The sequence below is a fragment of the Streptomyces hokutonensis genome (assembly GCF_042751305.1).
Lineage (GTDB): Bacteria > Actinomycetota > Actinomycetes > Streptomycetales > Streptomycetaceae > Streptomyces > Streptomyces hokutonensis_A.
In genome coordinates this window covers 414,288-436,525 of the sequence record NZ_JBHYWD010000007.1, presented here as the reverse complement: position 1 = coordinate 436,525, position 22,238 = coordinate 414,288, and the positions used below count along the sequence as shown (strand labels likewise).

Sequence of the window (22,238 nt, the reverse complement as noted above, 5' to 3'; positions counted from 1 at the left end):
AGGCGCCCCTCGGTCGGACGGGAGCGGCACCGCCCTGAGGGACGTGAAACAATCGGATCCGGCTCACCGGTCTCAACAGCGAGCAGGAGACACGCACGATGCGCATCGGAGTTCTCACCGCAGGCGGCGACTGCCCCGGCCTGAACGCCGTGATCCGATCGGTCGTGCACCGAGCGGTCGACAACTACGGCGACGAGGTCATCGGCTTCGAGGACGGCTACGCCGGACTGCTCGAGGGCCACTACCGCACCCTCGACCTCGACGCGGTCAGCGGCATCCTCGCCCGCGGCGGCACGATCCTGGGCTCCTCCCGCCTGGAGCGGGACCGCCTGCGGGAAGCGTGCGAGAACGCGCTGGACATCGCGCGGGACTTCGGCATCGACGCGCTGATCCCGATCGGCGGCGAGGGCACGCTCACAGCGGCGCGGATGCTGTCGGACGCGGGCCTGCCGGTCGTCGGAGTCCCCAAGACGATCGACAACGACATCTCGTCCACGGACCGCACCTTCGGCTTCGACACGGCGGTGGGTGTCGCCACAGAGGCGATGGACCGCCTCAAGACGACCGCGGAATCCCACCAACGAGTGATGGTCGTCGAGGTCATGGGCCGGCACGCGGGCTGGATCGCGCTGGAGTCCGGGATGGCGGCGGGCGCCCACGGCATCTGCCTGCCCGAGCGCCCCTTCGACCCCGCCGACCTGGTCAAGATGGTCGAGGAGCGCTTCGCCCGCGGCAAGCGGTTCGCGGTCGTCTGCGTCGCCGAGGGCGCGCACCCCGCCGAGGGCTCCATGGACTACGGCAAGGGCGAGATCGACGCGTTCGGCCACGAGCGCTTCCAGGGCATCGGCACGGCACTGGCCTACGAACTCGAACGCCGCCTCGGCAAGGAGGCCAAGCCGGTCATCCTCGGCCACATCCAGCGCGGCGGCGTACCGACCGCGTACGACCGGGTGCTCGCGACCCGCTTCGGCTGGCACGCGGTGGAGGCGGCACACCGGGGTGACTTCGGCCGGATGACGGCGCTGCGCGGCACGGACGTGGTGATGGTGCCGCTGGCGGAGGCGGTCACGGAGCTGAAGACGGTACCGAAGGACCGGATGGACGAGGCGGAGTCGGTCTTCTAGGTCCGGTACGGCGGATTCGATACGGCGGCGGTTCGGTCCGGCGCGTTCAGTAGGTACTCCTCTCGACCATGGCCCAGAAGCGGTCGATGATCTGGTCGAGGAAGTCGCGGCCGGCCTCGCTCGCGTCGCCGGGGGAGTTGCCGCCGGCCCAGCTGAGGGTGGCGAGCATCTGCCCCTGGTAGTCCTGGTGGAGTTCCTTGAGGGAGTCCTCCAGGTGGTGCCGGTCCAGGGGCACCATTTTGCCGATCGGCCGCACGTAGGCCTGCCAGCGGGTGGTCACCGCGCTGCGCAGCAGCTCCGCGAGCTTGGCGTCGCGTCCGGTGACGCTGACGAAGTCGGGCAGTGAGAGGTCGAGCAGTTCGGCGAGCGCGGTGGACTGGCGCTCGGTGCCGCGCCACTCGTCGTTCTCCTCCATCCGTAAATACACGAGGAGTTCGAGCCCGACGGCACGCGCGATGTCCTCCGGCGCGAGGCCACGGGCGAGCCGGTGCTCACGCAGCGTGCGTGGCCTGCCGATGAGTTCACTCGCGGAGCACCACAACACGCCCGCGAGCGCGGTGAGTTCGGGACTGGACGGAGCGGTGAGCCCACGCTCCCAGGCGATGACCAGGTCCGGAGTGACATAGGGCAGCCCGAACGAGGCACGCATTCCGTACGCGACGTGTTCGGGACCCATGTTCAGAGCGGTCCTGAGCCTGCGGGCGGCGGGGGCGTTGAACGGCGGTGTGGGCGGCGTGGACTGGCTGGGTCGAGCTGGGGGTCGGCGCACGGGGCACAAGTTAGGGGCGCCTGGGTGCGGTGACTACGGTCTGTTCGGCCAGGATTACGGATTGTATGAACGTACGGATTCGGTCGCGCGGAGGAGATCGAATGCGGCTGGGGCGGGGGTGGGTGGTGACGGTGAGTGGTGACTGGGGGAGTCGGATGGTGACCGGGGGGCGGTGAATATGCCGATCTACCTTGCCATTTGCCGGGGCGGGGGGCATTGGCGGAGGGGGTGGTGGTGGAGGGGCGGTCTCGGGTGTGTGGGCGGGGGTCGAAGATGAGTGCGTTTGTGGTGGGGGTGATGATCGGGCGTGGGGGGAAGTGGGGGGTGGCGGGATATCGACGGTCGCTGTCTGCGGGGGTTCGCCGGTTGGATGCTCAGGTGCGCGTTGCGCCCTCCGCGGCGTCGAGCACCAGTCCCCAGGGGAACTCCTTCGGCTTGCCCTGCCCCGGCTGGTTCGGCACGAAGCCGCCCTCGCCGTAGAGGAGTTGTACGCCCATGGCACGCAACTCGGCGACGCTGCGCTCGAATTGCCGGTGCTGTACGTACGCCGAGTTGACGCAGGGCATGGCGACGATGGGGATGCCCTTGCCGATGCCCTCGGCGACGACCCCGACCACGAAGTCGTGAGTCAGCCCCAGCGCCCATGAGTTGACGGTGTTGAAGGTCGCCGGCGCGACCGCGATCACGTCCGCCTTCGGCCAGACGTCCGGCTCGCCCGGCATCTTGTACTCGCTGCGCACGGGGTGGCCTGTCAGCCGCGCCAGTTCGCCGAGTCGGCACAGGCATTCGCGTGGTTTGACGCGGAGCGACCGGGGCTGATCGCCGTACTCGGCTGGGCTGAGGAGAAGCGGTACCAGAGCCGGGCCGTGTTGTTGGCGGCATGCCTGGTGGTGTACCTGGAGCGGCAACGACTTTTCGACGACGGGGTCACTGTGAGCAGAGCTGCCCTCAGTGCTGCTCGTCGCCTTGGCGATCCCGACCGTGAGGCGGGCGCGTCGAACAACCTCGGGAACGCCTTGCGAAGGGTTGGCGAGGTGGCCGAGGCCATCGACGTCCATACACGCGCACGCGATTTCTTCCGGTCTGTCGGGGAGCACCGCAGCGAGGCCGTGTCGTGGAACAACCTCGGCCTGGATCTGCTGGCGGCGGGTCGGGAGGACGAGGCGATCGAGGCTCTCACCCATGCTCGCGATCTCTTCCAGGTCGTTGGCGACGCACACCTGGAGGCCGTTGCATTGGACTGTCTCGGGGTTGCCTTGTCGCAGATGGGGCGGGTCGCGGACTCGATCGAGATGACCGCCCGTGCCCGCGACCTGTTTCGGACCGTAGGGGACTTTCGCCGTGAGGCAGGCGCTGAGAACAATCTCGGATCCGCCCTGATCGATGCCGGCCGGACGGAGGAGGCGATCGAGAGCTTGGGATCGGGGCGGGAGATCTTCCGGGAACTGGGTGACTGGTACTGGACCGGGCAGGTTTTGCACAACGTTGCGCTGTGCCACGAAGCGGACCAGCACCCGGCCGAGGCCGTCACTTGCTGGGTCCAGGCTTCCGAGGCCTACACCCGAGCAGGTGCGGTGAAGGAAGCCGCCGAGGCGCTTGCCCTGGCCGAGGAGCAAGAACGACTCCGGTTCGACCGGCCTACCCCTTGACCGCCCCGCCCAGCGCGAACCCGCCGCCCAGCCGCCGAGCCACCAGCACGTACAGCAGGATCACCGGCGTCGAGTAGACGACGGAGAACGCGGCCAGCTGCCCGTAAGCCACCATCCCCCGATTCCCGAAGAACTCGTTGATGCTCACGCTCGCCGGCATCTGATCCGGTGTGAGCAGCAGCATGAACGGGACGAAGAAGTTGCCCCACATCATCACGAACGAGAAGACGGTCACCACCGCCACCCCCGGTCCCATCAGCGGCAACACAATCCGCACGAGCGACTGAAGCGACGACGCCCCGTCGGTCCACGCCGCCTCCTCCAATTCCTTCGGCACCCCGTCCATGAAGTTCTTCATCAGCCAAATAGCAAACGGCAGTTGAGACGCGGCGAAGAAGAAGATCGTGCCCTGCATGGTGTCGATGAGGTTCACCTGTACGAACAGCGCGTACACCGGCACCATGATCGCGGTGATCGGAAGGCTCGTTGCGAAGAGGATCGTCAGGAGGAAGGGGCGGTTGAGGCGGGACCGGAAGCGGGAGAGCGGGTATGCCGCCAGTGCCGAGCACACCACTGTCAGCAGGGTTCCGAAGCCACACAGGATCAGGCTGTTGAGGAGGGGGGTGAAGGTGATGTCCGAGTTCAGGATCGTGTGGAAGTTGTCGAAGGTCAGGCTGTCGGGGGCCTTCACCTTTAGGTCCGCGTGGGGGTCGAGGGACGACAGGACTACCCAGAGCAGTGGCAGTGCGAACGTCGCCGCGACCACCAGCAGGCCCGCGTCCGCCGCCAGGCGTCGGGTCGTGCGGCGGGAGGAGAGGGTGAGTGCCATGGATCAGACCTCCGTTCGCAGCAGGCGCATGTAGATCACCGAGAAGAGGGAGCCGACCAGGAGGAGGAGCAGGGCTACCGCCGTGGCGTAGCCGATCATGCTGTTCTGGAAGGCCTGTTCGTACATGTAGAGGGGGAGGGTCTGGCTCTTGTTTCCCGGGCCGCCTCTCGTCATCACCCAGATCAGACCGAAGACGGAGAGGGTCTGGAGGGTGTTGAGCATGAGGTTCGTGCCGATCGAGCGGCGGATCATCGGGAGCGTGATGTGCCACATCCGGCGCCAGCCGCCCGCGCCGTCGACCTCCGCCGCTTCCGTGATCTCCTTGGGGATCTCGTTGAGGGCCGCTGAGTAGACCAGCATCGAGAAGGCCGTTCCCCGCCAGACGTTCGCGAAGGAGACCGCCAGGATCGGGAGTGTGAACAGCCAGTTCTGGGACGGGAGTTGGAGCCAGTCCAGGATGGCGTTCAGGGTGCCTTCCCGGCGGAAGAAGGCGTAGAGGAGGAAGCCCGCCACCACCTCTGGGAGGACCCAGGCCGTGATGACGATCGCGCCTGTGAGCGTGCGGATCGGTTTTGACGCGCGTTGCATGAGGGTCGCGAGCGCCAGGCCGAGGGTGTTCTGGCCGATCAGGGACGACAACACCGTGAACACCAGCGTCAGCCATACCGCGTTGAGGAATTCCGCGTCCTTGAAGGCCGTACGGAAATTCGTGAAGCCCACGAAGGACGAGTGGGCCTGGCCGGTGAGTTGGAGGTCGGTGAAGGCGATGTAGGCGCAGTAGCCGATCGGGACGGCCAGGAAGAGGAGCAGGAGGGTCAGGGCGGGGGAGAGGGGGAGGAGGTGCGTGAGGATGCGATTGCCATGGCGATTTCGGGTGCGGAGGTGCCGCTGGGGCGCGGACCGGCGAGCGGCCGGGCCCGGGGCGGACTTCGTCGCGTCCGGGCCCGCCGCTTGCCGGGGGGCGGTGGTCACTGCTGGGTGACCTGGTTGTCCGTGGCGGACTTGAGTTCGTCGTCGTACGAACTCGCCGCCTTGTCAACGGACATGTCACCCGTCGTCACGCCCTCCATCGCCTCCTGGATAGCTGTGGAGACCTTCGGGTACGCCGGGTAGGCGGGGCGGTAGTGCGTGCTCGCGACGAGGTCCGTGAAGAACCTGATGCCGGGCTGGGCGTTGGCGTACGCGGGGTCGGCGGCGACGTCCTTGCGTACGGAGATACCGGAGTTGGCGATGTACCACTTCTCCGCGTTCGCCTTCGTCTGCATCGTCTTGATGAAGTCGAAGGCCAGGTCGGGGTTGCCGGCCTTGGAGGGGATCGCCCAGGTCCAGCCGCCCGACATGCTCACCTTGCCGGGGGCCTGGCCGGTCTGCGTGGGCATGTACGCGAGGCCCAACTCCTGTGACCAGTCCGGCCATTCGTGACCGCTGCCCTTCAACCACGCCTGCGGCAGCCAGGATCCGTCGAGGGCGATGCCGAGTTTGCCCTTGGGGAGGAGTTCACCGGCCACGTAGGTCTGGATGTTGGGGTCGAGGGCGTCCGACACGTCCGGGCCGAGCTTCTCCTTGTAGACCGTGTGGACGAAGGAGAGGGCGTCCTTGAAGCCTTGGCTTTTCGCGATCCACTTCTTCGACGACTTGTCGTAAAGGGGGTCCGCGGTGCCGTCGTTCGTCCCGTAGAGCAGCATCTCGAAGCCCTGCATGGTGGCTGCTTCGCCGGCCGGTTTACCGGTGTAGACGTTGAGGGGGGTGACGTTCGGGACCTTCTGCTTGATCGCGCGGGCCGCGGCGAGGACGTCGTCCCACGTCTTCGGCTGCCAATTCGCGGGCAGGCCCGCCTTCTTGAAGATTCCCTTGTCGAACCAGAGGCCGCGGGTGTCCGTGCCGTCCGGGACGCCGTACGTCTTTCCGTCCTCGGCCTTCGCGGCGGACTTCGCCGTGTCTACGAACTGGTTCCAGTCTGGCCACTTGGAGAGGTACGAGTCGAGCGGCTTCAAGTACCCGGACGTGATGTCACTGTTGATGAGGAACGTGTCCTCGTAGACCAGGTCAGGGGCAGTCTTGGGGGAGCGGAGCATCTGCTGGAGCTTGGTGTAGTACTCCGAGTCCGGGGCCTTGATCGGGACGAGCTCGACCTTCTTGCCGGGGTACTGCTTCTCGAACTGCTTCTTCATGTCGGCGAGATAGGTGTCCATCACCTTGATGGAGTTGTCCGTCGACTGTTTGAAGGAGATCTTGACGGTGTCGGGGCTGCTGCCGGAACCGCTGCCGCAGGCGGTGAGGGTCGTTGCGGCGAGGGCTAGGGCTGAGACTGCTGCGAGGGTGACGGCGGTGGGGCGCACGGGCACGACCTCCTACGGCTCACGTCTTTGTGGCCAGGGCCTGGGGGGATGGCTGCCCGGTGAAGGTAAGTGGAGTGGTCTAGTCAGGTCAATGAGTCTGCGCGGGATTGGGCGCGGGCGGCTTCGGCGGGGGCGTTGGCGCGAGAGCAGGCGTGAGCGGACTGGAGGTAACAGGTGCGGGCCTCGGTGGGGCGGGTGGCATCTTGGTGAGCAAGAGCTGGTTCGAGAGGGTCTGGCCCGTCCCGTACCAGTCCTCGAACTCTCGGTAGCGCTCCAGGGTCTTCTCGTACGCCTCGATCCCCTCCTCCACCCAGCCCGGACACCGCGCAGATCGCCACCGGCAGATCGGACTCCGCGGCCGGATCCAGTACCGGCGACAACCGCGCCAAGTCCTCGTCCCGCCCGATGAATCCCGCCGGCACCGCAGGCAATGCGGCAGTGGCAACCGGCACCGGACCATGAACGGACCCGCGCCCCGCCCCACTGCTACCGCTCCCGGTCCACCCGTTTGGCAACGAACGGTCCGTTGAAGGTGCTCCCTCGAAAGTCGAGGTGATCCCCTCCGTACCGCGCCCCTTGATGGGGCCCCTCCTCAGAGTCCTCGACCTCTCTGTCGGAACCCCCCCACCCGCCCCCGACACGGCCGCAACTCCCGCAACACCGCCACCGCCGCAGCCGCCGCGTTCTCGGCGGCCCGTGGCTGCCAACCCTCCCCGTCCGTACGGGACTTGTCCCCGTCGGCCCGGTCGCTGATCCCCCGGATCACCAGCGCGTCCCCGCCGGCGAGATCCACCGCGCTCACGACCCCCGAGCCCTCCATCTCGATGGCCGCCGCGTCGTTGTAATGGAGCCGCAGATGTTCCGCGAGCGCGGACTCGGGCGCGGCCAGGACGACATCCCCCGCGGCGATCGGCTTCAGATGGGCATGGGGGTCGTCCCGCAACGCCTCCCGGGCAGCCGCCGCCAGCCGGTGCGACGCGCGCCACGCCTCCGGCCGTACGAGAAAACCCTCCGGGGTCTCCTTGCCGCCGTGGATGCCGTACACCTTCGTCGCCACCACCACGTCGCCCAGCCCGATGTCGCTCTTCAGGCCCCCGGCGACCCCTACGAACAGCACCGCCTGCGGCTCCAGCCACGACATCACCCGTTCGGTGAGCGCGGCGGCCGTCAGGTTTCCCTCGCCCATCTCGACCAGGGCGACGGCCCAAGGTGTTCCGGCGAGCCGACCGATCGCGGCCCTCGTACCCCGTGGATGCTCCCGCTTCCGTACATCCGTGAGATGGGCGTGCACGGCCTTGTACTCCAGCGACAGAGCGGTCAGCACCGCGACAATGGGTTGCGTCACTCACATAAGGTACTTCCAAGTCGCCTGCGCAGCCGCTGTGTTGGCACCACTCGGGGGAGAGGCGAGGGCAATGCCGGACCGAGACGTCACCGTCGCCCAACTACTCCTCGCCGAATACCAAACCGTCAAGGACGAGCAGAAGACCCGCATCGGCTTCCGCGACAACCTCCTCTACGTCACCCTCACCATCGTCGCCGCCGTCATCGCCGCCGCGGCCCAGGCCAAGCAGTCCGAGATGCTGCTCGCGCTGCCCCCGGTGTGTGTCGTGCTCGGCTGGACCTACCTCGTGAACGACGAGAAGATCTCCGCGATCGGGACGTACGTACGGGACGACCTGGGGCCCCGGCTGGCCCAACTCGCGTACGCCGAGAAGGCGTTCGCGTGGGAGACCGCCCACCGTTCCGACACCCGCCGCCGCTCCCGCAAGGTCATCCAGGCCTCCGTCGACCTGCTGGCGTTCTGCTTCGTCCCGCTCGCCGGGCTCATCGTCTATTGGGCCGCAGGCCAGCTGTCCCCCGGCCTGCTCGCCCTCTCCGTCGTCGAGGCGCTCATCGTCGTCGGCCTCGGCCACCAGGTTCTGAGCTACGCACGACCGTCCAACTCGCCCCGCCCGCCTACCCCTTGACCCACCGATACTGCAACTCCGGCCGCCCCACAGTCCCGTACTGCGGACTTCGCGCCGCCCTCCCCGCCTCCACCAAATGCTCCAGATACCGCCGAGCCGTGATCCGGGAAATCCCCACCGCCTCAGCCACCCCCGCAGCCGTAAGCCCCTCCCCGCAGTCCCGCAGAGCGACAGTCACCTTCTCCAACGTCGGCGCACTCAAGCCCTTCGGCAGCGCCGCAGGCGAAGGCGCGCGCAGGGCAGCCAGCGCCCGGTCGACCTCGTCCTGGCCGCTCGCCTCGCCCGCCGCCGCGTGGAACTCGGCGTACCGGATCAGCCGGTCCCGCAGCGTGGCGAAGGTGAACGGCTTCAGGACGTACTGGACGACACCCAGTGACACCCCCTCCCGCACCACCGCCAGATCCCGCGCCGACGTCACCGCGATCACGTCCGCGTGGTAGCCGGCGGCCCGCAACGACCGGGCCAGCTGCAAGCCGTGCGCATCCGGCAGATGCAGATCCAGCAGCAGCAGATCCACCTGCGTCCGCTCCAGCGCCCGTCTCGCCTCCGCCCCCGTGTGCGCCTTGCCCACCGCCACGAACCCCGGCACCCGGCCCACGTACATCACGTGCGCGTCGGCGGCGACGGGATCGTCCTCCACGATCAGCACCCGGATCGGCTCGGCCGTAGTCATGAGCCCTCACCTCTGGAAGCAGCACCCGGGGACGACGACGCCCCGACACCACCCTCGCCGCTACCCGTCTCCGTCTCCGCCCCCCACAACGGCAACCGCACCTCGAACACCGCCCCGCCCCCCTCCGCCTCAGCCACCGTCAACGTCCCCTCATGCCGGTTCACCGCCTGCCGGACCAGCGCCAGTCCCAGCCCCCGGCCGCCCGGTCCCGCCGGCTTCGTCGAGAAGCCCCGCTGGAAGACTGCCTCCGCGTGCGCCGGATCGACCCCCGTCCCCGTGTCCGCCACCCGCAGCACCAGCGCGGAGCCGGAGCCGGAGCCCATCGCCTCCGCCTCCGTCCGCGCAGTCACCGTGACCCGCGCCCGCAAGCTCCCCTGCGCCGCGTCCACCGCGTTGTCGATCAAGTTCCCGAGGATCGTCACCAAGTCCCGCGCGGAGAGCGAATCCGGCAGCAGGCCGTCGTCCAATCCGCTGTCCTCGGACACCACCAACTCGACGCCCCGCTCGTTGGATTGAGCCGTCTTGCCCAGCAACAGGGCAGCCAGCACAGGCTCGTTGACCGCCGACACGACCTGATCCGTCAGCGTCTGGGCCAACTCCAACTCCGCCGTCGCGAAGTCCACCGCCTCCTCCGCCCGCCCCAGCTCGATCAGCGAGACGACCGTGTGCAGGCGGTTCGCCGCCTCGTGCGCCTGTGACCGCAGCGCCTGCGTGAAGCCGCGTTCCGAGTCCAACTCGCCCATCAGGGACTGGAGTTCGGTGACATCGCGGAGGGTCACGACCGTTCCCCGGCGCTCACCGCCCGACACCGGTGAGGTGTTCACCACCAGCACCCGGGACGCCGTCAGATGCACCTCGTCCACCCGTTCCTCCGACGACAGGAGCGCCCCTGTCAGCGGTGCGGGCAGACCCAGGTCCGCAACCGAACGGCCGACCACGTCACCCGATACTCCCAGCAGCTCGCGCCCGCCGTCGTTCATGAGCGCCACCCGGTACTGCCCGTCGAGCATCAGCAGCCCTTCCCGTACCGCGTGCAGCGCGGCCTGGTGGTAGTCGTGCATATGGCTCAGCTCGGTCGCGTTCATGTTGTGGGTGTGGCGGCGGAGACGGGCGTTCACCACATACGTTCCTACGGCACCCAGGGCCAGCGCGCCGGCCGCGACCGCGATCAGCGCCGTCACCTGGTCCTGCACCCGCTGGGTGATCGCCTCGACCCGGATGCCGGCGCTGACCAGGCCGATGATCCGGGTGTGCCCGGTGTCGTAGATCGGGGTGACCGCGCGGACGGACGCGCCGAGCGTGCCGGTGTAGGTCTCGGTGAAGGACTTGCCCTTGAGGGCGGGCCCGATGTGGCCGAGGAACTTCTTGCCGATCTGGTCCCTGACCGGGTGGGTCCAGCGGATGCCCTTCGGGTTCATGATCGTGACGAAGTCGACCTGGGTGTCGCGCTGGACGCGCAGGGAGTACGTCTCCAGGTGCGCGGTGGGGTCGGACGTACCGATCGCCGCGACCACCGACGGGGAGTCCGCGACCGAGCGGGCCACCGCCGTGGCCTGGCGGCCGGCCGCGTCCTCGGCCTGGCTGCGGTCGCTGACGTAGGTGAACAGCGCGTACCCGGCGACGACGACCGCTATCAGCACCGCCTGCATGCCGAAGAGCTGACCGGCGAGGCTGCGGGGTCGGGGGACGTGCGGGAAGCGCATGGCGTCAGTGTGCCTCTCCGAAATGGCGCGAACTAAATGAACGTAAGGGTGACCGCCCTCACAAGCCAGGAGATAGTCACCGCAACCCCCTGGGAGCCCCCATCTCCCGGATCTTCCCGGATGTGAGCCGCACAACGGGATTCCGCCGGTCGTGAGCCGCACGCCGGATGATGCCGACGACGTCGTCAAGGAGGGCAGCCGTGGCCAGCACCGCTCCCGCACCTGCCGCACCCCCCGCGAAGCGGGACCGTACCCACTACCTCTACATCGCGGTGATCGTCGCGGTGGCCCTCGGTATCGCCGTCGGGTTCATCGCGCCCGACTTCGCCAAGGAACTGAAGCCGATCGGTACCGGCTTCGTCTCGCTGATCAAGATGATGATCTCGCCGATCATCTTCTGCACGATCGTGCTCGGCGTCGGCTCCGTACGGAAGGCCGCACAGGTCGGCAAGGTCGGCGGACTCGCGCTCGGCTACTTCATCGCGATGTCGTTCGTGGCGCTGGCCATCGGCCTGGTCGTCGGCAACATCATCCACCCGGGCAGCGGCATGCACCTGACCGAGGCCGTCAAGGGCGTCGGACACACGCAGGCCCAGGCCGCCGCCGAAGGCCCGGTCGACTTCCTGCTCGGGATCATCCCGACCACCTTCGTGTCGGCCTTCACCGAGGGCCAGGTCCTGCAGACCCTGCTGATCGCGCTGCTCACCGGCTTCGCGCTGCAGGCCATGGGCCGGACCGGCGAGCCGGTGCTGCGCGGGGTCGAGTACATCCAGAAGCTGGTCTTCCGCATCCTCGGCATGATCATGTGGGCCGCGCCCGTCGGTGCCTTCGGCGCGATGGCCGCCGTCATCGGCGAGACCGGGATGGACGCCCTCAAGGCGCTCGGCACGATCATGCTCGGCTTCTACGTCACCTGCTTCCTGTTCATCGTGGTCGTGCTCGGCACGCTGACCAAGCTGGTCGCCAAGGTCAACCTGTTCCAGCTGCTGAAGTACCTCGGCCGGGAGTTCCTGCTGATCGTCTCCACCTCCTCGTCCGAGTCCGCGCTGCCGCGGCTCATCGCGAAGATGGAGCACCTCGGGGTCAGCCGCCCGGTCGTCGGCATCACCGTGCCGACCGGCTACTCCTTCAACCTCGACGGCACGATGATCTACCTGACCATGGCCTCGCTGTTCATCGCCGACGCCATGGACCAGCCGATGAACATCGGCCAGCAGATCGGCCTGCTGCTCTTCATGATGGTCGCCTCCAAGGGTGCGGCCGGTGTCTCCGGCTCCGGTATCGCCGTACTCGCCAGTGGTCTGCAGTCGCACAAGCCGGCCCTGGTCGACGGTGTCGGCCTGATCATCGGCATCGACCGCTTCATGAGCGAGGCCCGCGCGGTCACCAACTTCGCCGGCAACGCCGTCGCCACGCTGCTCATCGGCACCTGGACCGGCGAGGTCGACAAGGAGCGGGTGACCCGGGTCCTCGCGGGTGAACTGCCCTTCGACGAGAAGACGTTGCTCGACGAGAAGGACGGCGACGACCACCTCGACGGAGTGCCCGAGCAGGGCGGCGAGAAGGAACTCGCCAAGGCCTGACCCGCCCCCCCCGAGCGGGGCGCCCGGACCCACCTGAACAAAGTCCGGACGCCCCATGGACTCCGGGTGGCTGGGTGTCCCCCCGTCGCTCAGCCGCCCGGTCCACCCCGCGTCACCCGCCCTCCGGGGCCGGCGTTCAAGCGGATGCACTACCGTGCCGTGCCGTGCCGGAAACCTCCGGCGCGGTACGGCACGTTTTCGTTCGGCGGGAGTCACGGGGGAATGGGCATGAAGATCGACTGGGACCGGCGGCACTGCGCGCGGCACGGGCATGTGACGTACGCACCCGACGAGACGGCGCTGCGGGAGCGGCTGCGCGTCGAGACCAAGTTCGGTACGGCCTGGCGCTGTCTGCGCTGCGGCGACTTCGTGCTGGGCGACCCGCACGGGTCGGGGCCGGCCGAGAACGCCCCGCTGGTGCCGCGCGGGAAGGTGCTGCGGGACCTGTTCATCCTGCGGTTCCTGGCGATCGAGCGGGCCGTGCGCGGGGTGTTCATCGTGCTGGTCGCCGCCGCGGTGTGGAAGTTCAGCAACAGCCAGGACTCGGTGCGCAGGCTCTTCGACGAGTATCTCGACGTCTTCCGCCCGGTCTTCAAGCACTTCCACTACGACCTCGACCACTCGCCGGTCGTCGGCTCCATCCAGAAGACCTTCGGCTACAAGCACTCCACGCTGGTCCTGGTCGCCGTACTGCTGCTGGCGTACGCGCTGATCGAACTCGTCGAGGCCGGCGGGCTCTGGTACGCCAAGCGCTGGGCGGAGTATCTGACAGTGGTCGCGACCGCCGCGTTCCTGCCGCTGGAGATCTACGAACTCACCGAGCACATCAGCTGGTTGAAGATCGCCACCCTGGTCCTCAACATCCTCGCGGTCCTCTACATCGCCCTCGCCAAGCGGCTGTTCGGGCTGCGCGGAGGGCGGAAGGCGTTCGACGAGGAGCGGGAGAGTGCCTCGCTGCTGGAGGTGGAGACGTCCGCCGGGGTGATGGTCTGAGGGCGGAACGGAAGAGGGCCGTTCGGGGACAATCGCCCCAAATCCTTTGACCCGCCTCCCCGTTCGGGCTCACGCTGGGACATCTGACGTGACCGGTCGGACCAGTGGAGGCAGGGCATGGGGGAGAACCAAGTGGAGATCATCAGCTCGGACGAGCACGAACGAAGGTACGGCGCGGACCGGGAGCCCTCGTCGCTCTCGCTGGAGCAGATCAACGAACTCTTCTACGAGTTCCTCACGGCGGTGGCCCGCCCCAAGCGCAAGGAGTTCGAGGCCGCCCGCAACCTCTCCAAACGACTGCGCGACCACCTCGGCACCGCACTCGCCGACCGGCCCGTGGTCAAGGCCGCGTATCCGCCGTACGACCTGCCGAACGTGCATCTCGCGCTGGAGCGCTGGTTCGCCGGGGACGGCCGGTCGTACGAGCTGGTCGGCATGCGCGGTGCGCAGCACCACGGCGAGCTGACCCTCGGCGACATCCTCGAAGCGGCCGACCGCTACGACCGGTTCACGATCGGCGCCGTCGACTACGCGCACCTGCCGATCTCGCCGGACGAGGAACTCGCCTGCGTCTCCTGCGGGTTCTACCTCGGCGCGGAGGGCGAGAACCGGTTCGCGGTGCTGCTGCGCGGCCCGGCCGACGAGTACGGGCGCAACAAGGTCGAGATCGAAGTCCTCGCGCAGGACAAGGAGTTCGCGGACCGGCTGCTCGCCGAGGTCGACCGGCTGGTGCGCGAACACAACATCTTCCAGGGGCAGGTGCTCTCCTTCGAGGGCTCCCAGTTCGGCCACGGCCTCGGCCCGTTCCGCTTCCACCGCCGCCCCGCCCTGACCCGGGACGACATCGTGCTCCCCGAGGGGCTGCTGGAGCGCGTCGAGCGCCAGGTCGTCGGCGTCGCCCGCCGCCGTGAACAACTCCGTGCCGCCGGCCAGCACCTGCGCCGCGGCCTCCTCCTCTACGGCCCGCCCGGCACCGGCAAGACCCACACGATCCGCTTTCTCCTCTCCCACCTCCCGCAGTTCACGGTCGTCGTCCTCTCCGGGACCGGCATCGACGCCATCGGCCCCGCCTGCGCCCTGGCCCGGATGCTCCAGCCCGCGCTGGTCGTCCTGGAGGACTGCGACCTGATCGCCGAGGCGCGCGACCACGGTGGCGGCGAACAGCCCCTGCTCTTCCAGGTGTTGAACGAGATGGACGGCCTCGGCGACGACGCCGACGTGGCCTTCCTCCTCACCACCAACCGCGCCGACCTCCTCGAACCGGCCCTGATCCAGCGCCCCGGCCGCGTCGACCTCGCCGTGGAGATCCCCCTCCCGGACGCCCAGGGCCGCGCCCGCCTCCTCGACCTCTACGGCGCCGGGCTCGACCTGGGCAAGGAGGTCGCCGACGAGGTGGTCTCCCGGACGGAGGGCACGACGGCGTCCTTCACGAAGGAGCTGGTGCGGCGGTCCGTGCTGATCGCGGCCGAACGCGAGTCCCCGCGCACGGAACCTTCCGACCTGCGCGCCGCCGTCGACGAACTCCTCTCCGACCGCGACCAGTTGACGCGACGGCTGCTGGGGGTGCGGGGGTCGGAAGACGGTGACGAGGACGCGGACGGCTACTGAGGCCGCCGCGGTTTCCCTGTTGCCCTGACGTCGGCGTCAAGGATTACCGTCGGGACATGCGAATCGGCGAGCTGGCCGCGCGGGCCGGGACCACGACGCGAACGCTCAGGTACTACGAGTCGCGGGGGCTGCTGCCCGCGCGGCGCGGTGGGAACGGGTACCGGACGTACGACGAGGGTGATCTGAAGCTGCTGCGGCAGATCAGGACCTTGCAGGACTTCGGGTTCGACCTGGAGGAGACGCGGCCCTTCGTGGAGTGTCTGCGGGCCGGGCACCCTGAGGGCGACTCGTGCCCGGCGTCGCTCGCGGTCTACCGGCGCAAGCTGGCCGAACTGGATTCCCTGATCGGGGAGTTGCAGGCCGTGCGGGCGGAGATCGGGGTGCGGCTGGCGACCGTCGAGGAGCCGACGCCGTTGTGCGAACTGGGAGGGTCTGAGCTGTGATCGATGTGACGCACGTGACCGATGTGACGGACGAGAACTTCACGGCCGAGGTGATCGGGGCCGAGTTGCCGGTGCTGGTGGAGTTCACCGCGGACTGGTGTCCGCCGTGCCGGCAGATGGCGCCGGTGCTGCGGGCGCTCGCCGCGGAGGAGGGCGAGCGGCTGAAGGTGGTGCAGCTGAACGTGGACCAGAATCCGGAGACCACGAACGCCTACAAGGTTCTCTCGATGCCCACGTTCATGGTCTTCCGCGGCGGTGAGCCGGTGAAGGCCATGGTGGGAGCCCGGCCGAAGCGGCGGCTGCTGGAGGAGCTCTCCGACGTGCTGTGAGTCTGCCGAAACGCAAAAGAATCCCCCGAGCAATTGCGCTCGGGGGATTCTTTTGCGTATATTCAATGGTTCGCGACTTCATTGGAATTGGGTCGCAAAGAGGCTCAGTGAGCACAGTATATAGGTCCGGGAGTGGAATTGTCAAACAGCGATGAAATTCACGGCGAGCAGGAATTCATCGACGGTCTGTACGCACGCGTGGACGCTCTGCGCGGCGCCACCGAGGACTCCGTCACGGACGCGCTCGGGCAGGGCAACACGCCCATGCAGGCCCGGCTGGAGCGGGACATCCTGGTCGCCGAACGCTCGGGGCTGCTCGCCGCGCTGAACGCCGTGGACGGCTCGCTCTGTTTCGGCCGCATCGACCTGACCTCCGGGGTCCGGCACCACATCGGCCGGATCGGCATCCGCGCCGACGACGCCGACCTCACCCCGATCCTCATCGACTGGCGGGCCGAGGTCGCCCGTCCCTTCTACCTCGCCACCGGCCACACCCCGATGGGCCTGCGCCGCCGCCGGCACCTCACCACCGACGGCCGCCGGGTCACCGCCCTGCACGACGAGATCCTCGACCTCGGGGACGCCACCCGCACCGGCCACGAGGACCCGAGCGGCGACGCCGTGCTGCTGGCCGCGCTCAACTCCGCGCGCACCGGGCGGATGAGCGACATCGTGCAGACCATCCAGGCCGAACAGGACGAGATCATCCGGGCGCCCCATCGCGGGGTGCTCGTCGTCGAAGGCGGACCCGGCACCGGCAAGACCGCCGTCGCGCTGCACCGGGCCGCGTATCTCCTCTACGAGCACCGGGAGTTGCTCGCCAAGCGCGCCGTCCTCATCGTCGGCCCGAACCCCGCCTTCCTCGGCTACATCGGCGAGGTGCTGCCCTCCCTCGGCGAGACCGGCGTACTGCTGGCGACCGTCGGCGAGTTGTTCCCCGGCGTGAAGGCGACGGCCACCGACAGCCGGGCCGCCGCCGCGGTGAAGGGCCGCGCCGACATGGCCGACGTCCTCGCCAGGGTCGTACGCGACTGGCAGTCACTCCCCGATCCCGTGATCGCGATCGAGCACGACCGCGAGATCCTCATGCTCGACGACGGTCTGGTCCGGATGGCCCGCGACCGCACCCGCGAAGCCGGGCTCCCGCACAACGCGGCCCGCGAGCACTTCGAGGGTCACATCCTCAACACGCTCACCGAGATGGTCGCCGAACGCATCGGCACAGACCCCTTCGACGGCAGCAACCTGCTCGACCCCAGCGACATCACCCAGATCCGCGACGAACTCGCCGAGAACCCCGAAGTCTGGGCCGCCATCGACCAGTTGTGGCCACGGCTGACCCCGCAGTACCTCGTCGCGGACTTCCTCGCCGACCCCGTGGGCTATGTCTCCGACGACGACGCGGACGCCATCCGCCGCCCGGTGACCCGCGGGTGGACCGTGGCGGACGTACCGCTGCTCGACGAGGCAGCCGAACTCCTCGGTCGGGACGACCGGGTGGTCCGGGCGCGGGCAGAGCGCGAGCGCGCGGAGCAAGTGTCGTTCGCGCAGGGCGTGTTGGACGTGTCCTTCGCCTCCCGGACCTTCGAGTTCGAGGACAAGGAGGAGGACGACCCCGAGGGCTCCGAGGTGCTGTCCGCGCACGACATCATCGACGCCGAACGCTTCGCCGAGCGGCACGAGGAGGAGGACCACCGCAGCGCCGCCGAGCGCGCGGCGGCCGACCGCACCTGGGCCTTCGGCCACATCATCGTCGACGAGGCACAGGAACTCTCCCCGATGGCCTGGCGGTTGCTCATGCGGCGCAGCCCCACCCGCTCCATGACCCTGGTCGGCGACCCGGCCCAGACGGCGGAGCCGGCGGGCGTCGGCTCCTGGTCGGAGATCCTCGCCCCCTATGTCGAGGACCGCTTCACCCACACCCGCCTCGGCGTCAACTACCGCACCCCCGCCGAGATCATGGACCTCGCGGCGTCCGTCGTCCGCGCCGAGCACCCCGACTTCGAACCGCCGAGTTCGGTCCGTTCCACGGGTGTACGGCCCTGGGTGCGGGCAACTGACGACCTCCCCGGCGCGGTTGCCAAGGCCGTCGGCGAACTCACGCCCTCCGAGGGCCGGTTGGCCGTCATCGCCCCGCGCGACCTGCACCGCCGGCTGGCCGCGCGCCTGGACGGCGTGACGGCGGGCGCCGAGCCGGACCTGACCCGGACCGTCGTCCTCCTCACCCCGCGCCAGGCCAAGGGCCTGGAGTTCGACTCCGTACTCGTCGTCGAGCCGGGGCGGTACGGCACGAGCGATCTGTACGTGGCGTTGACCCGGGCCACTCAGCGGTTGGGGATCCTGCACACGGGACCGCTGCCGCGCGCGCTCACCGACGTACCGGAACTGCCCTAGGCCGGCCGGAGCCACACCGTCGCCAGCGGTGGCAGCGTGAGCCGGATGCTCGCCGCGCGGCCGTGCCAGGCGGTGGGTTCCGGCTTGATGGGGTCGGGGTTGGTGACGTCGCTGCCGCCGTAGAGCGCGGTGTCGGTGTTGAGGGTTTCGTGCCAGGCGGGGGTGTCGTCGGGGACGCCCAGGCGGTAGTCGTGGCGGACGACGGGGGAGAAGTTGCTGACGGCGAGGAGGGGGGAGCCGTCGGTGTCGTAGCGGAGGAAGGCGAAGACGTTGTCCTCGGCGGCGTCGCCCGTGACCCACTGGAAGCCGGTGGGGGTGGTGTCGAGCTGCCAGAGGGCGGGGGTGTGGCGGTAGACCGTGTTGAGGTCGCGGACCAGGTCGCGTACGCCCCGGTGGTCGGCTTCGGCGCCGTAGGCCGGGTCGAGGAGCCACCAGTCGGGGCCGTGGGTCTCGGACCATTCGGCGCCCTGGGCGAACTCCTGGCCCATGAAGAGGAGTTGCTTGCCGGGGTGGGCCCACATGAAGGCGAGGTAGGCGCGGAGGTTGGCGCGCTGCTGCCACCAATCGCCGGGCATCTTCGACACCAACGAGCGCTTGCCGTGGACGACTTCGTCGTGCGAGATCGGGAGGACGTAGTTCTCGCTGTACGCGTACACCATCGAGAAGGTCATCTCGCCGTGGTGGTGCCGGCGGTGGACCGGGTCGTGGGTCATGTAGTCGAGCGAGTCGTGCATCCAGCCCATGTTCCACTTGAACCCGAAGCCGAGGCCGCCGGTGTCGGTGGGGCGGGTGACGCCGTCCCAGGCGGTGGACTCCTCGGCGATCGTTACGACGCCCGGCACCCGCCGGTACACGGTCGCGTTCATCTCCTGGAGGAAGGCGACCGCGTCCAGGTTCTCCCGGCCGCCGTGCTCGTTCGGGGTCCACTGGCCGGGCTCGCGCGAGTAGTCGAGGTAGAGCATCGAGGCGACCGCGTCCACGCGCAGGCCGTCGATGTGGAACTCCTCGCACCAGTACACGGCGTTCGCCACAAGGAAGTTGCGCACCTCACGGCGGCCGAAGTCGAACTCCAGGGTGCCCCAGTCGGGGTGCGCGGCGCGGAGCGGGTCCTCGTGCTCGTACAGGGGGCGGCCGTCGAACTCGGCCAACGCCCAGTCGTCGCGCGGGAAATGGGCCGGCACCCAGTCCATCAGGACGCCGATTCCGGCCTGGTGCAGGGCGTCGACGAGGAACTTGAAGTCGTCGGGCGTGCCGAGGCGGGCGGTCGGGGCGTAGAAGCCGGTGACCTGGTAGCCCCAGGAACCGCCGAAGGGATGCTCGGCGACCGGCATCAGTTCTACGTGGGTGAAGCCCAAGTCCTTGACGTAGGCGGGGAGTTGCTCGGCGAGCTGACGGTACGTCAATCCGGGCCGCCAGGAGGCGAGGTGGATCTCGTAGGCGGAGAACGGCGCCTCGTGGGACGGGACTTCGGCGCGACCGGCGAGCCACTCCTCGTCGCCCCACTCGTGGTGCGAGGCCGTGACGATGGAGGACGTGGCGGGCGGGACCTCGGTGCGGCGGGCCATCGGGTCGGCGCGCAGGGTCTTGGAACCGTCGGGCCTGGTGATCTCGAACTTGTACAGCTCGCCCTCGCCGATGCCCGGCATGAACAGTTCCCAGACACCGGTGCCGCCGAGCGAACGCATGGGCGCGCCCGTGCCGTCCCAGAAGTTGAAGGTGCCGGCCAGCCGGACACCCTGGGCGTTCGGCGCCCACACCGTGAAGCGGGTGCCGGTGACCCCCTGGTGCGTCATCGGCTCCGCGCCCAGTGCCTGCCAGAGCTGTTCGTGCCGGCCCTCGCCGATCAGATGCAGGTCCAGGTCACCGAGCGCGGGCAGGAAACGGTACGCGTCCTCGGTGTCCTGCACGGTGCCGTCGTAGGCCACGCGCAGCCGGTACTCGGGTACGTCCGGGAGCGGGAGCAGGCCGGAGAAGAAGCCGTCCCCGTCGTCGTGCAGCTCGGTCGTCGAGCCGCCCGTCACGACGGTCACTCCGAGCGCGAACGGGCGGAACACCCGGAACGCGACACCGCCGGGGACCGGGTGGGCGCCGAGCACGGAGTGGGGGGCGTGGTGGGTGCCGTGGAGGAGGCGGTCGCGGTCCACGGCATCGAGGGCAGGGGATATGGCGATCTCCGGTGCGGCTAGCTCGACCGGGGTCTTCTCGACCGGGGCCTTCTTCAACGACGCCTTCTCCACTGAGTTCTTCTTCTCCACCGAGGCCTTCTTCATCGACGCCTTCTTCAGCGCGTTCTTCTTCGTCGAGCTCTTCTTCCCTGAGCTCTTCTTCCCGGCACCGGCCCCCTTCTTGGCCGTCGACTTCTTCGCGGCGGCCTTCCTCTTCGGATCCGGACCGTTGGACGACGGGGTGCGCGGGGTCACGGCGGGGCCTCCTGGGCGGGGTGGGTCAGGTGGTGGGGTTGGCGAGGCGGCGTACGGCGGAGAGCGGGACCGGGAGCCAGTCGGGGCGGTGCCGGGCCTCGTAGACGACCTCGTAGACCGCCTTGTCCGTCTCGTACGCGCGCAGCAGCACGGGGTCGGTGCGCGGGTCGGCGCCGCTGATCTCCGCGTACCCGGAGCAGTAGGCGGCCCGGCACCTGCTCGCCCAGCCCGGGGCCGGCGGGTCGGCGGAGTGGGCCGCGTAGTCGAAGGAGCGCAGCATCCCCGCGATGTCCCGCACCGGCGGCTGGGGCAGCCGGCGTTCCGCCAGCGGCCGGGACGGCTCGCCCTCGAAGTCGATCAGCGACCACTCCCCGGACGGCGAGCGCAGGCACTGGCCGAGATGCAGGTCGCCGTGGATGCGCTGGGCGGTCCAGGTGTGCCCCTCGGCCGCGAGATCGGCCAGCGCCGAGAACGCCGTACGCAGTCCGGGCGCGTACGGCCGGAGCGCGGGCACGGCCTGTGCCGCCGCGTCGAGCCGCTCGGTCATGCCCGTCACCAGCAGGTCCAGCTGGACCCGGCCCAGGGTCGCCGTCGGCAGTGCCCGGGCCAGCGCCACATGCACCTCGGCCGTGGCCCGCCCCAGCGCCCGCGCCTCGGCGACGAAGTCCTCGCCCTTCCGCAACTCGCGCAGCGCCAGCTCCCAGCCGTCGGTCGCGCCCCGCACGAACGGCTGGAGCACCCCGAGGACGTACGGCTCCTCGGCGAACTCCGCGCGCAGCCACGCCGTCGGCGCGGGCACCCGGGGGCAGCCCTCCAGGGCGAGGGCCAGCGGGAGTTCCAGGTCGGGGTTGGTGCCGGGGACGATCCGGCGCAGCAGTTTCAGGATGAACGCATCGCCGTAGACGACGGACGAGTTGGACTGCTCGGCGGTCATCAGGCGGGGTGCCAGGCCGGTCGGGATGTCCTGGCCCGGGTCCCGTTCGAAGCGCAGCCCGCCGATGTGGGCCTGGGTGCGCAACGCCTCCAGGAGCACTTCTGCGGGCCGGGGGTCGTACAGGGCCTCGTACACCGTGCGTCCGGCGAGCGGGCCCTCCTCCACATGTCCGATCAGCGCGGGCGCGAGCCGGGGCGGCAGCGCCTCGCGCACGCCTATGAGGAGCTGGTAGCAGTCGCCGGGGGCGGGTGACTGGTGGGCGCGGACCAGCAGGTGGTAGAGGCCCAGCGGACCGTCAAGCGGGAGCAGCTCCGTCGCCGCCACCAGTGAGAAACCGGTGACGGGACGGCCTTTGCCCGCGAACCACCGCTGCCTCGGCAGCCACTCCCGCAGGAGCGGGTCGAGGGACGCGAGGAGGCCGGAACCAGGACTGGTCCGGCCGGAAAGTGTGACAGTTTCCGCCATGGCGTCACGTTCC

Annotated in this window: 19 protein-coding genes; 9 read left to right on the top strand and 10 right to left on the bottom strand. The window is 69.2% G+C overall.

The genetic code is table 11. The features are described 5' to 3' along the window. Nucleotides 1–98 precede the first annotated feature (98 nt). A complete protein-coding gene (locus ACFXC1_RS21675; protein WP_359616108.1) occupies nt 99–1,124 on the top strand; it encodes an ATP-dependent 6-phosphofructokinase in 1,026 nt (341 codons plus the stop codon). A 46-nt stretch (nt 1,125–1,170) separates the two neighbouring features. Here ACFXC1_RS21675 and ACFXC1_RS21670 read toward each other — a convergent pair whose 3' ends face one another. Beyond that, nucleotides 1,171–1,800, bottom strand: a complete 630-nt coding sequence (locus ACFXC1_RS21670) for a helix-turn-helix domain-containing protein (protein WP_381244908.1) — start codon at nt 1,798–1,800, stop codon at nt 1,171–1,173. A 467-nt stretch (nt 1,801–2,267) separates the two neighbouring features. Then, nucleotides 2,268–2,675: a flavoprotein gene (locus ACFXC1_RS21665; RefSeq protein WP_381244970.1), complete on the bottom strand. Its 408-nt coding sequence runs from the start codon at nt 2,673–2,675 to the stop codon at nt 2,268–2,270. On the opposite strand from ACFXC1_RS21665, the gene ACFXC1_RS21660 reads away from it, so the two are divergent. After that, nucleotides 2,637–3,542: a tetratricopeptide repeat protein gene (locus ACFXC1_RS21660; RefSeq protein ID WP_381244906.1), complete on the top strand. Its 906-nt coding sequence runs from the start codon at nt 2,637–2,639 to the stop codon at nt 3,540–3,542. The genes ACFXC1_RS21665 and ACFXC1_RS21660 overlap by 39 nt on opposite strands. Here the strand turns inward: ACFXC1_RS21660 and ACFXC1_RS21655 are convergent. The 4 genes from ACFXC1_RS21655 to ACFXC1_RS21640 form a co-directional block, all read right to left on the bottom strand. Then, nucleotides 3,532–4,371 (bottom strand): carbohydrate ABC transporter permease, encoded by an 840-nt coding sequence (locus ACFXC1_RS21655; protein ID WP_381244904.1) that lies wholly within the window; start codon nt 4,369–4,371, stop codon nt 3,532–3,534. The two genes, ACFXC1_RS21660 and ACFXC1_RS21655, sit on opposite strands and share 11 nt — an antisense overlap. A 3-nt stretch (nt 4,372–4,374) precedes the next feature. After that, nucleotides 4,375–5,343 (bottom strand): carbohydrate ABC transporter permease, encoded by a 969-nt coding sequence (locus ACFXC1_RS21650; RefSeq protein ID WP_381244902.1) that lies wholly within the window; start codon nt 5,341–5,343, stop codon nt 4,375–4,377. Next, nucleotides 5,340–6,716, bottom strand: coding sequence for an extracellular solute-binding protein (locus ACFXC1_RS21645; RefSeq protein WP_381244900.1), 1,377 nt, complete (start codon nt 6,714–6,716; stop codon nt 5,340–5,342). The genes ACFXC1_RS21650 and ACFXC1_RS21645 overlap by 4 nt, the downstream gene beginning before the upstream one ends. Before the next feature lie 586 nt (nt 6,717–7,302). Beyond that, nucleotides 7,303–8,055, bottom strand: a complete 753-nt coding sequence (locus ACFXC1_RS21640) for a 5'-methylthioadenosine/S-adenosylhomocysteine nucleosidase (protein WP_381244898.1) — start codon at nt 8,053–8,055, stop codon at nt 7,303–7,305. Nucleotides 8,056–8,125: 70 nt separating this feature from the next. On the opposite strand from ACFXC1_RS21640, the gene ACFXC1_RS21635 reads away from it, so the two are divergent. Next, nucleotides 8,126–8,680 carry a hypothetical protein gene (locus ACFXC1_RS21635; protein ID WP_381244897.1) on the top strand — a complete coding sequence of 185 codons (555 nt, stop codon included), beginning with the start codon at nt 8,126–8,128 and terminating at the stop codon, nt 8,678–8,680. On the opposite strand, the gene ACFXC1_RS21630 is transcribed toward ACFXC1_RS21635, so the two are convergent. Beyond that, nucleotides 8,670–9,353: a response regulator gene (locus tag ACFXC1_RS21630; RefSeq protein WP_381244895.1), complete on the bottom strand. Its 684-nt coding sequence runs from the start codon at nt 9,351–9,353 to the stop codon at nt 8,670–8,672. The genes ACFXC1_RS21635 and ACFXC1_RS21630 overlap by 11 nt on opposite strands. Continuing rightward, a complete protein-coding gene (locus ACFXC1_RS21625) occupies nt 9,350–11,056 on the bottom strand; it encodes a sensor histidine kinase (protein WP_381244893.1) in 1,707 nt (568 codons plus the stop codon). The genes ACFXC1_RS21630 and ACFXC1_RS21625 overlap by 4 nt, the downstream gene beginning before the upstream one ends. A gap of 167 nt (nt 11,057–11,223) precedes the next feature. On the opposite strand from ACFXC1_RS21625, the gene ACFXC1_RS21620 reads away from it, so the two are divergent. From ACFXC1_RS21620 to ACFXC1_RS21595, 6 genes are all read left to right on the top strand, one after another. Next, nucleotides 11,224–12,639 carry a cation:dicarboxylate symporter family transporter gene (locus tag ACFXC1_RS21620; RefSeq protein ID WP_381244891.1) on the top strand — a complete coding sequence of 472 codons (1,416 nt, stop codon included), beginning with the start codon at nt 11,224–11,226 and terminating at the stop codon, nt 12,637–12,639. Nucleotides 12,640–12,867: 228 nt separating this feature from the next. Further along, nucleotides 12,868–13,632 carry a DUF2127 domain-containing protein gene (locus ACFXC1_RS21615; RefSeq protein WP_381244889.1) on the top strand — a complete coding sequence of 255 codons (765 nt, stop codon included), beginning with the start codon at nt 12,868–12,870 and terminating at the stop codon, nt 13,630–13,632. Nucleotides 13,633–13,749: 117 nt separating this feature from the next. Then, nucleotides 13,750–15,240, top strand: coding sequence for an AAA family ATPase (locus ACFXC1_RS21610; protein WP_381244887.1), 1,491 nt, complete (start codon nt 13,750–13,752; stop codon nt 15,238–15,240). 56 nt (nt 15,241–15,296) lie between these two features. Beyond that, the gene (locus tag ACFXC1_RS21605; RefSeq protein WP_093629193.1) at nt 15,297–15,683 is read left to right on the top strand and encodes a MerR family transcriptional regulator; all 387 of its coding nucleotides are present in this window, start codon (nt 15,297–15,299) and stop codon (nt 15,681–15,683) included. Between the two features lie 14 nt (nt 15,684–15,697). Beyond that, nucleotides 15,698–16,012 (top strand): thioredoxin, encoded by a 315-nt coding sequence (trxA, locus tag ACFXC1_RS21600; RefSeq protein WP_381244886.1) that lies wholly within the window; start codon nt 15,698–15,700, stop codon nt 16,010–16,012. A 138-nt stretch (nt 16,013–16,150) separates the two neighbouring features. After that, nucleotides 16,151–18,406 carry a HelD family protein gene (locus ACFXC1_RS21595; RefSeq protein ID WP_381244884.1) on the top strand — a complete coding sequence of 752 codons (2,256 nt, stop codon included), beginning with the start codon at nt 16,151–16,153 and terminating at the stop codon, nt 18,404–18,406. On the opposite strand, the gene glgB is transcribed toward ACFXC1_RS21595, so the two are convergent. Together glgB and ACFXC1_RS21585 are read right to left on the bottom strand one after the other, a co-directional pair. After that, complete coding sequence (gene glgB, locus ACFXC1_RS21590) at nt 18,403–20,826, bottom strand: 1,4-alpha-glucan branching enzyme (RefSeq protein ID WP_381244882.1); 2,424 nt, start codon at nt 20,824–20,826, stop codon at nt 18,403–18,405. The two genes, ACFXC1_RS21595 and glgB, sit on opposite strands and share 4 nt — an antisense overlap. A gap of 25 nt (nt 20,827–20,851) precedes the next feature. Further along, nucleotides 20,852–22,225, bottom strand: a complete 1,374-nt coding sequence (locus ACFXC1_RS21585) for a maltokinase N-terminal cap-like domain-containing protein (protein WP_381244880.1) — start codon at nt 22,223–22,225, stop codon at nt 20,852–20,854. Nucleotides 22,226–22,238 lie beyond the last annotated feature (13 nt).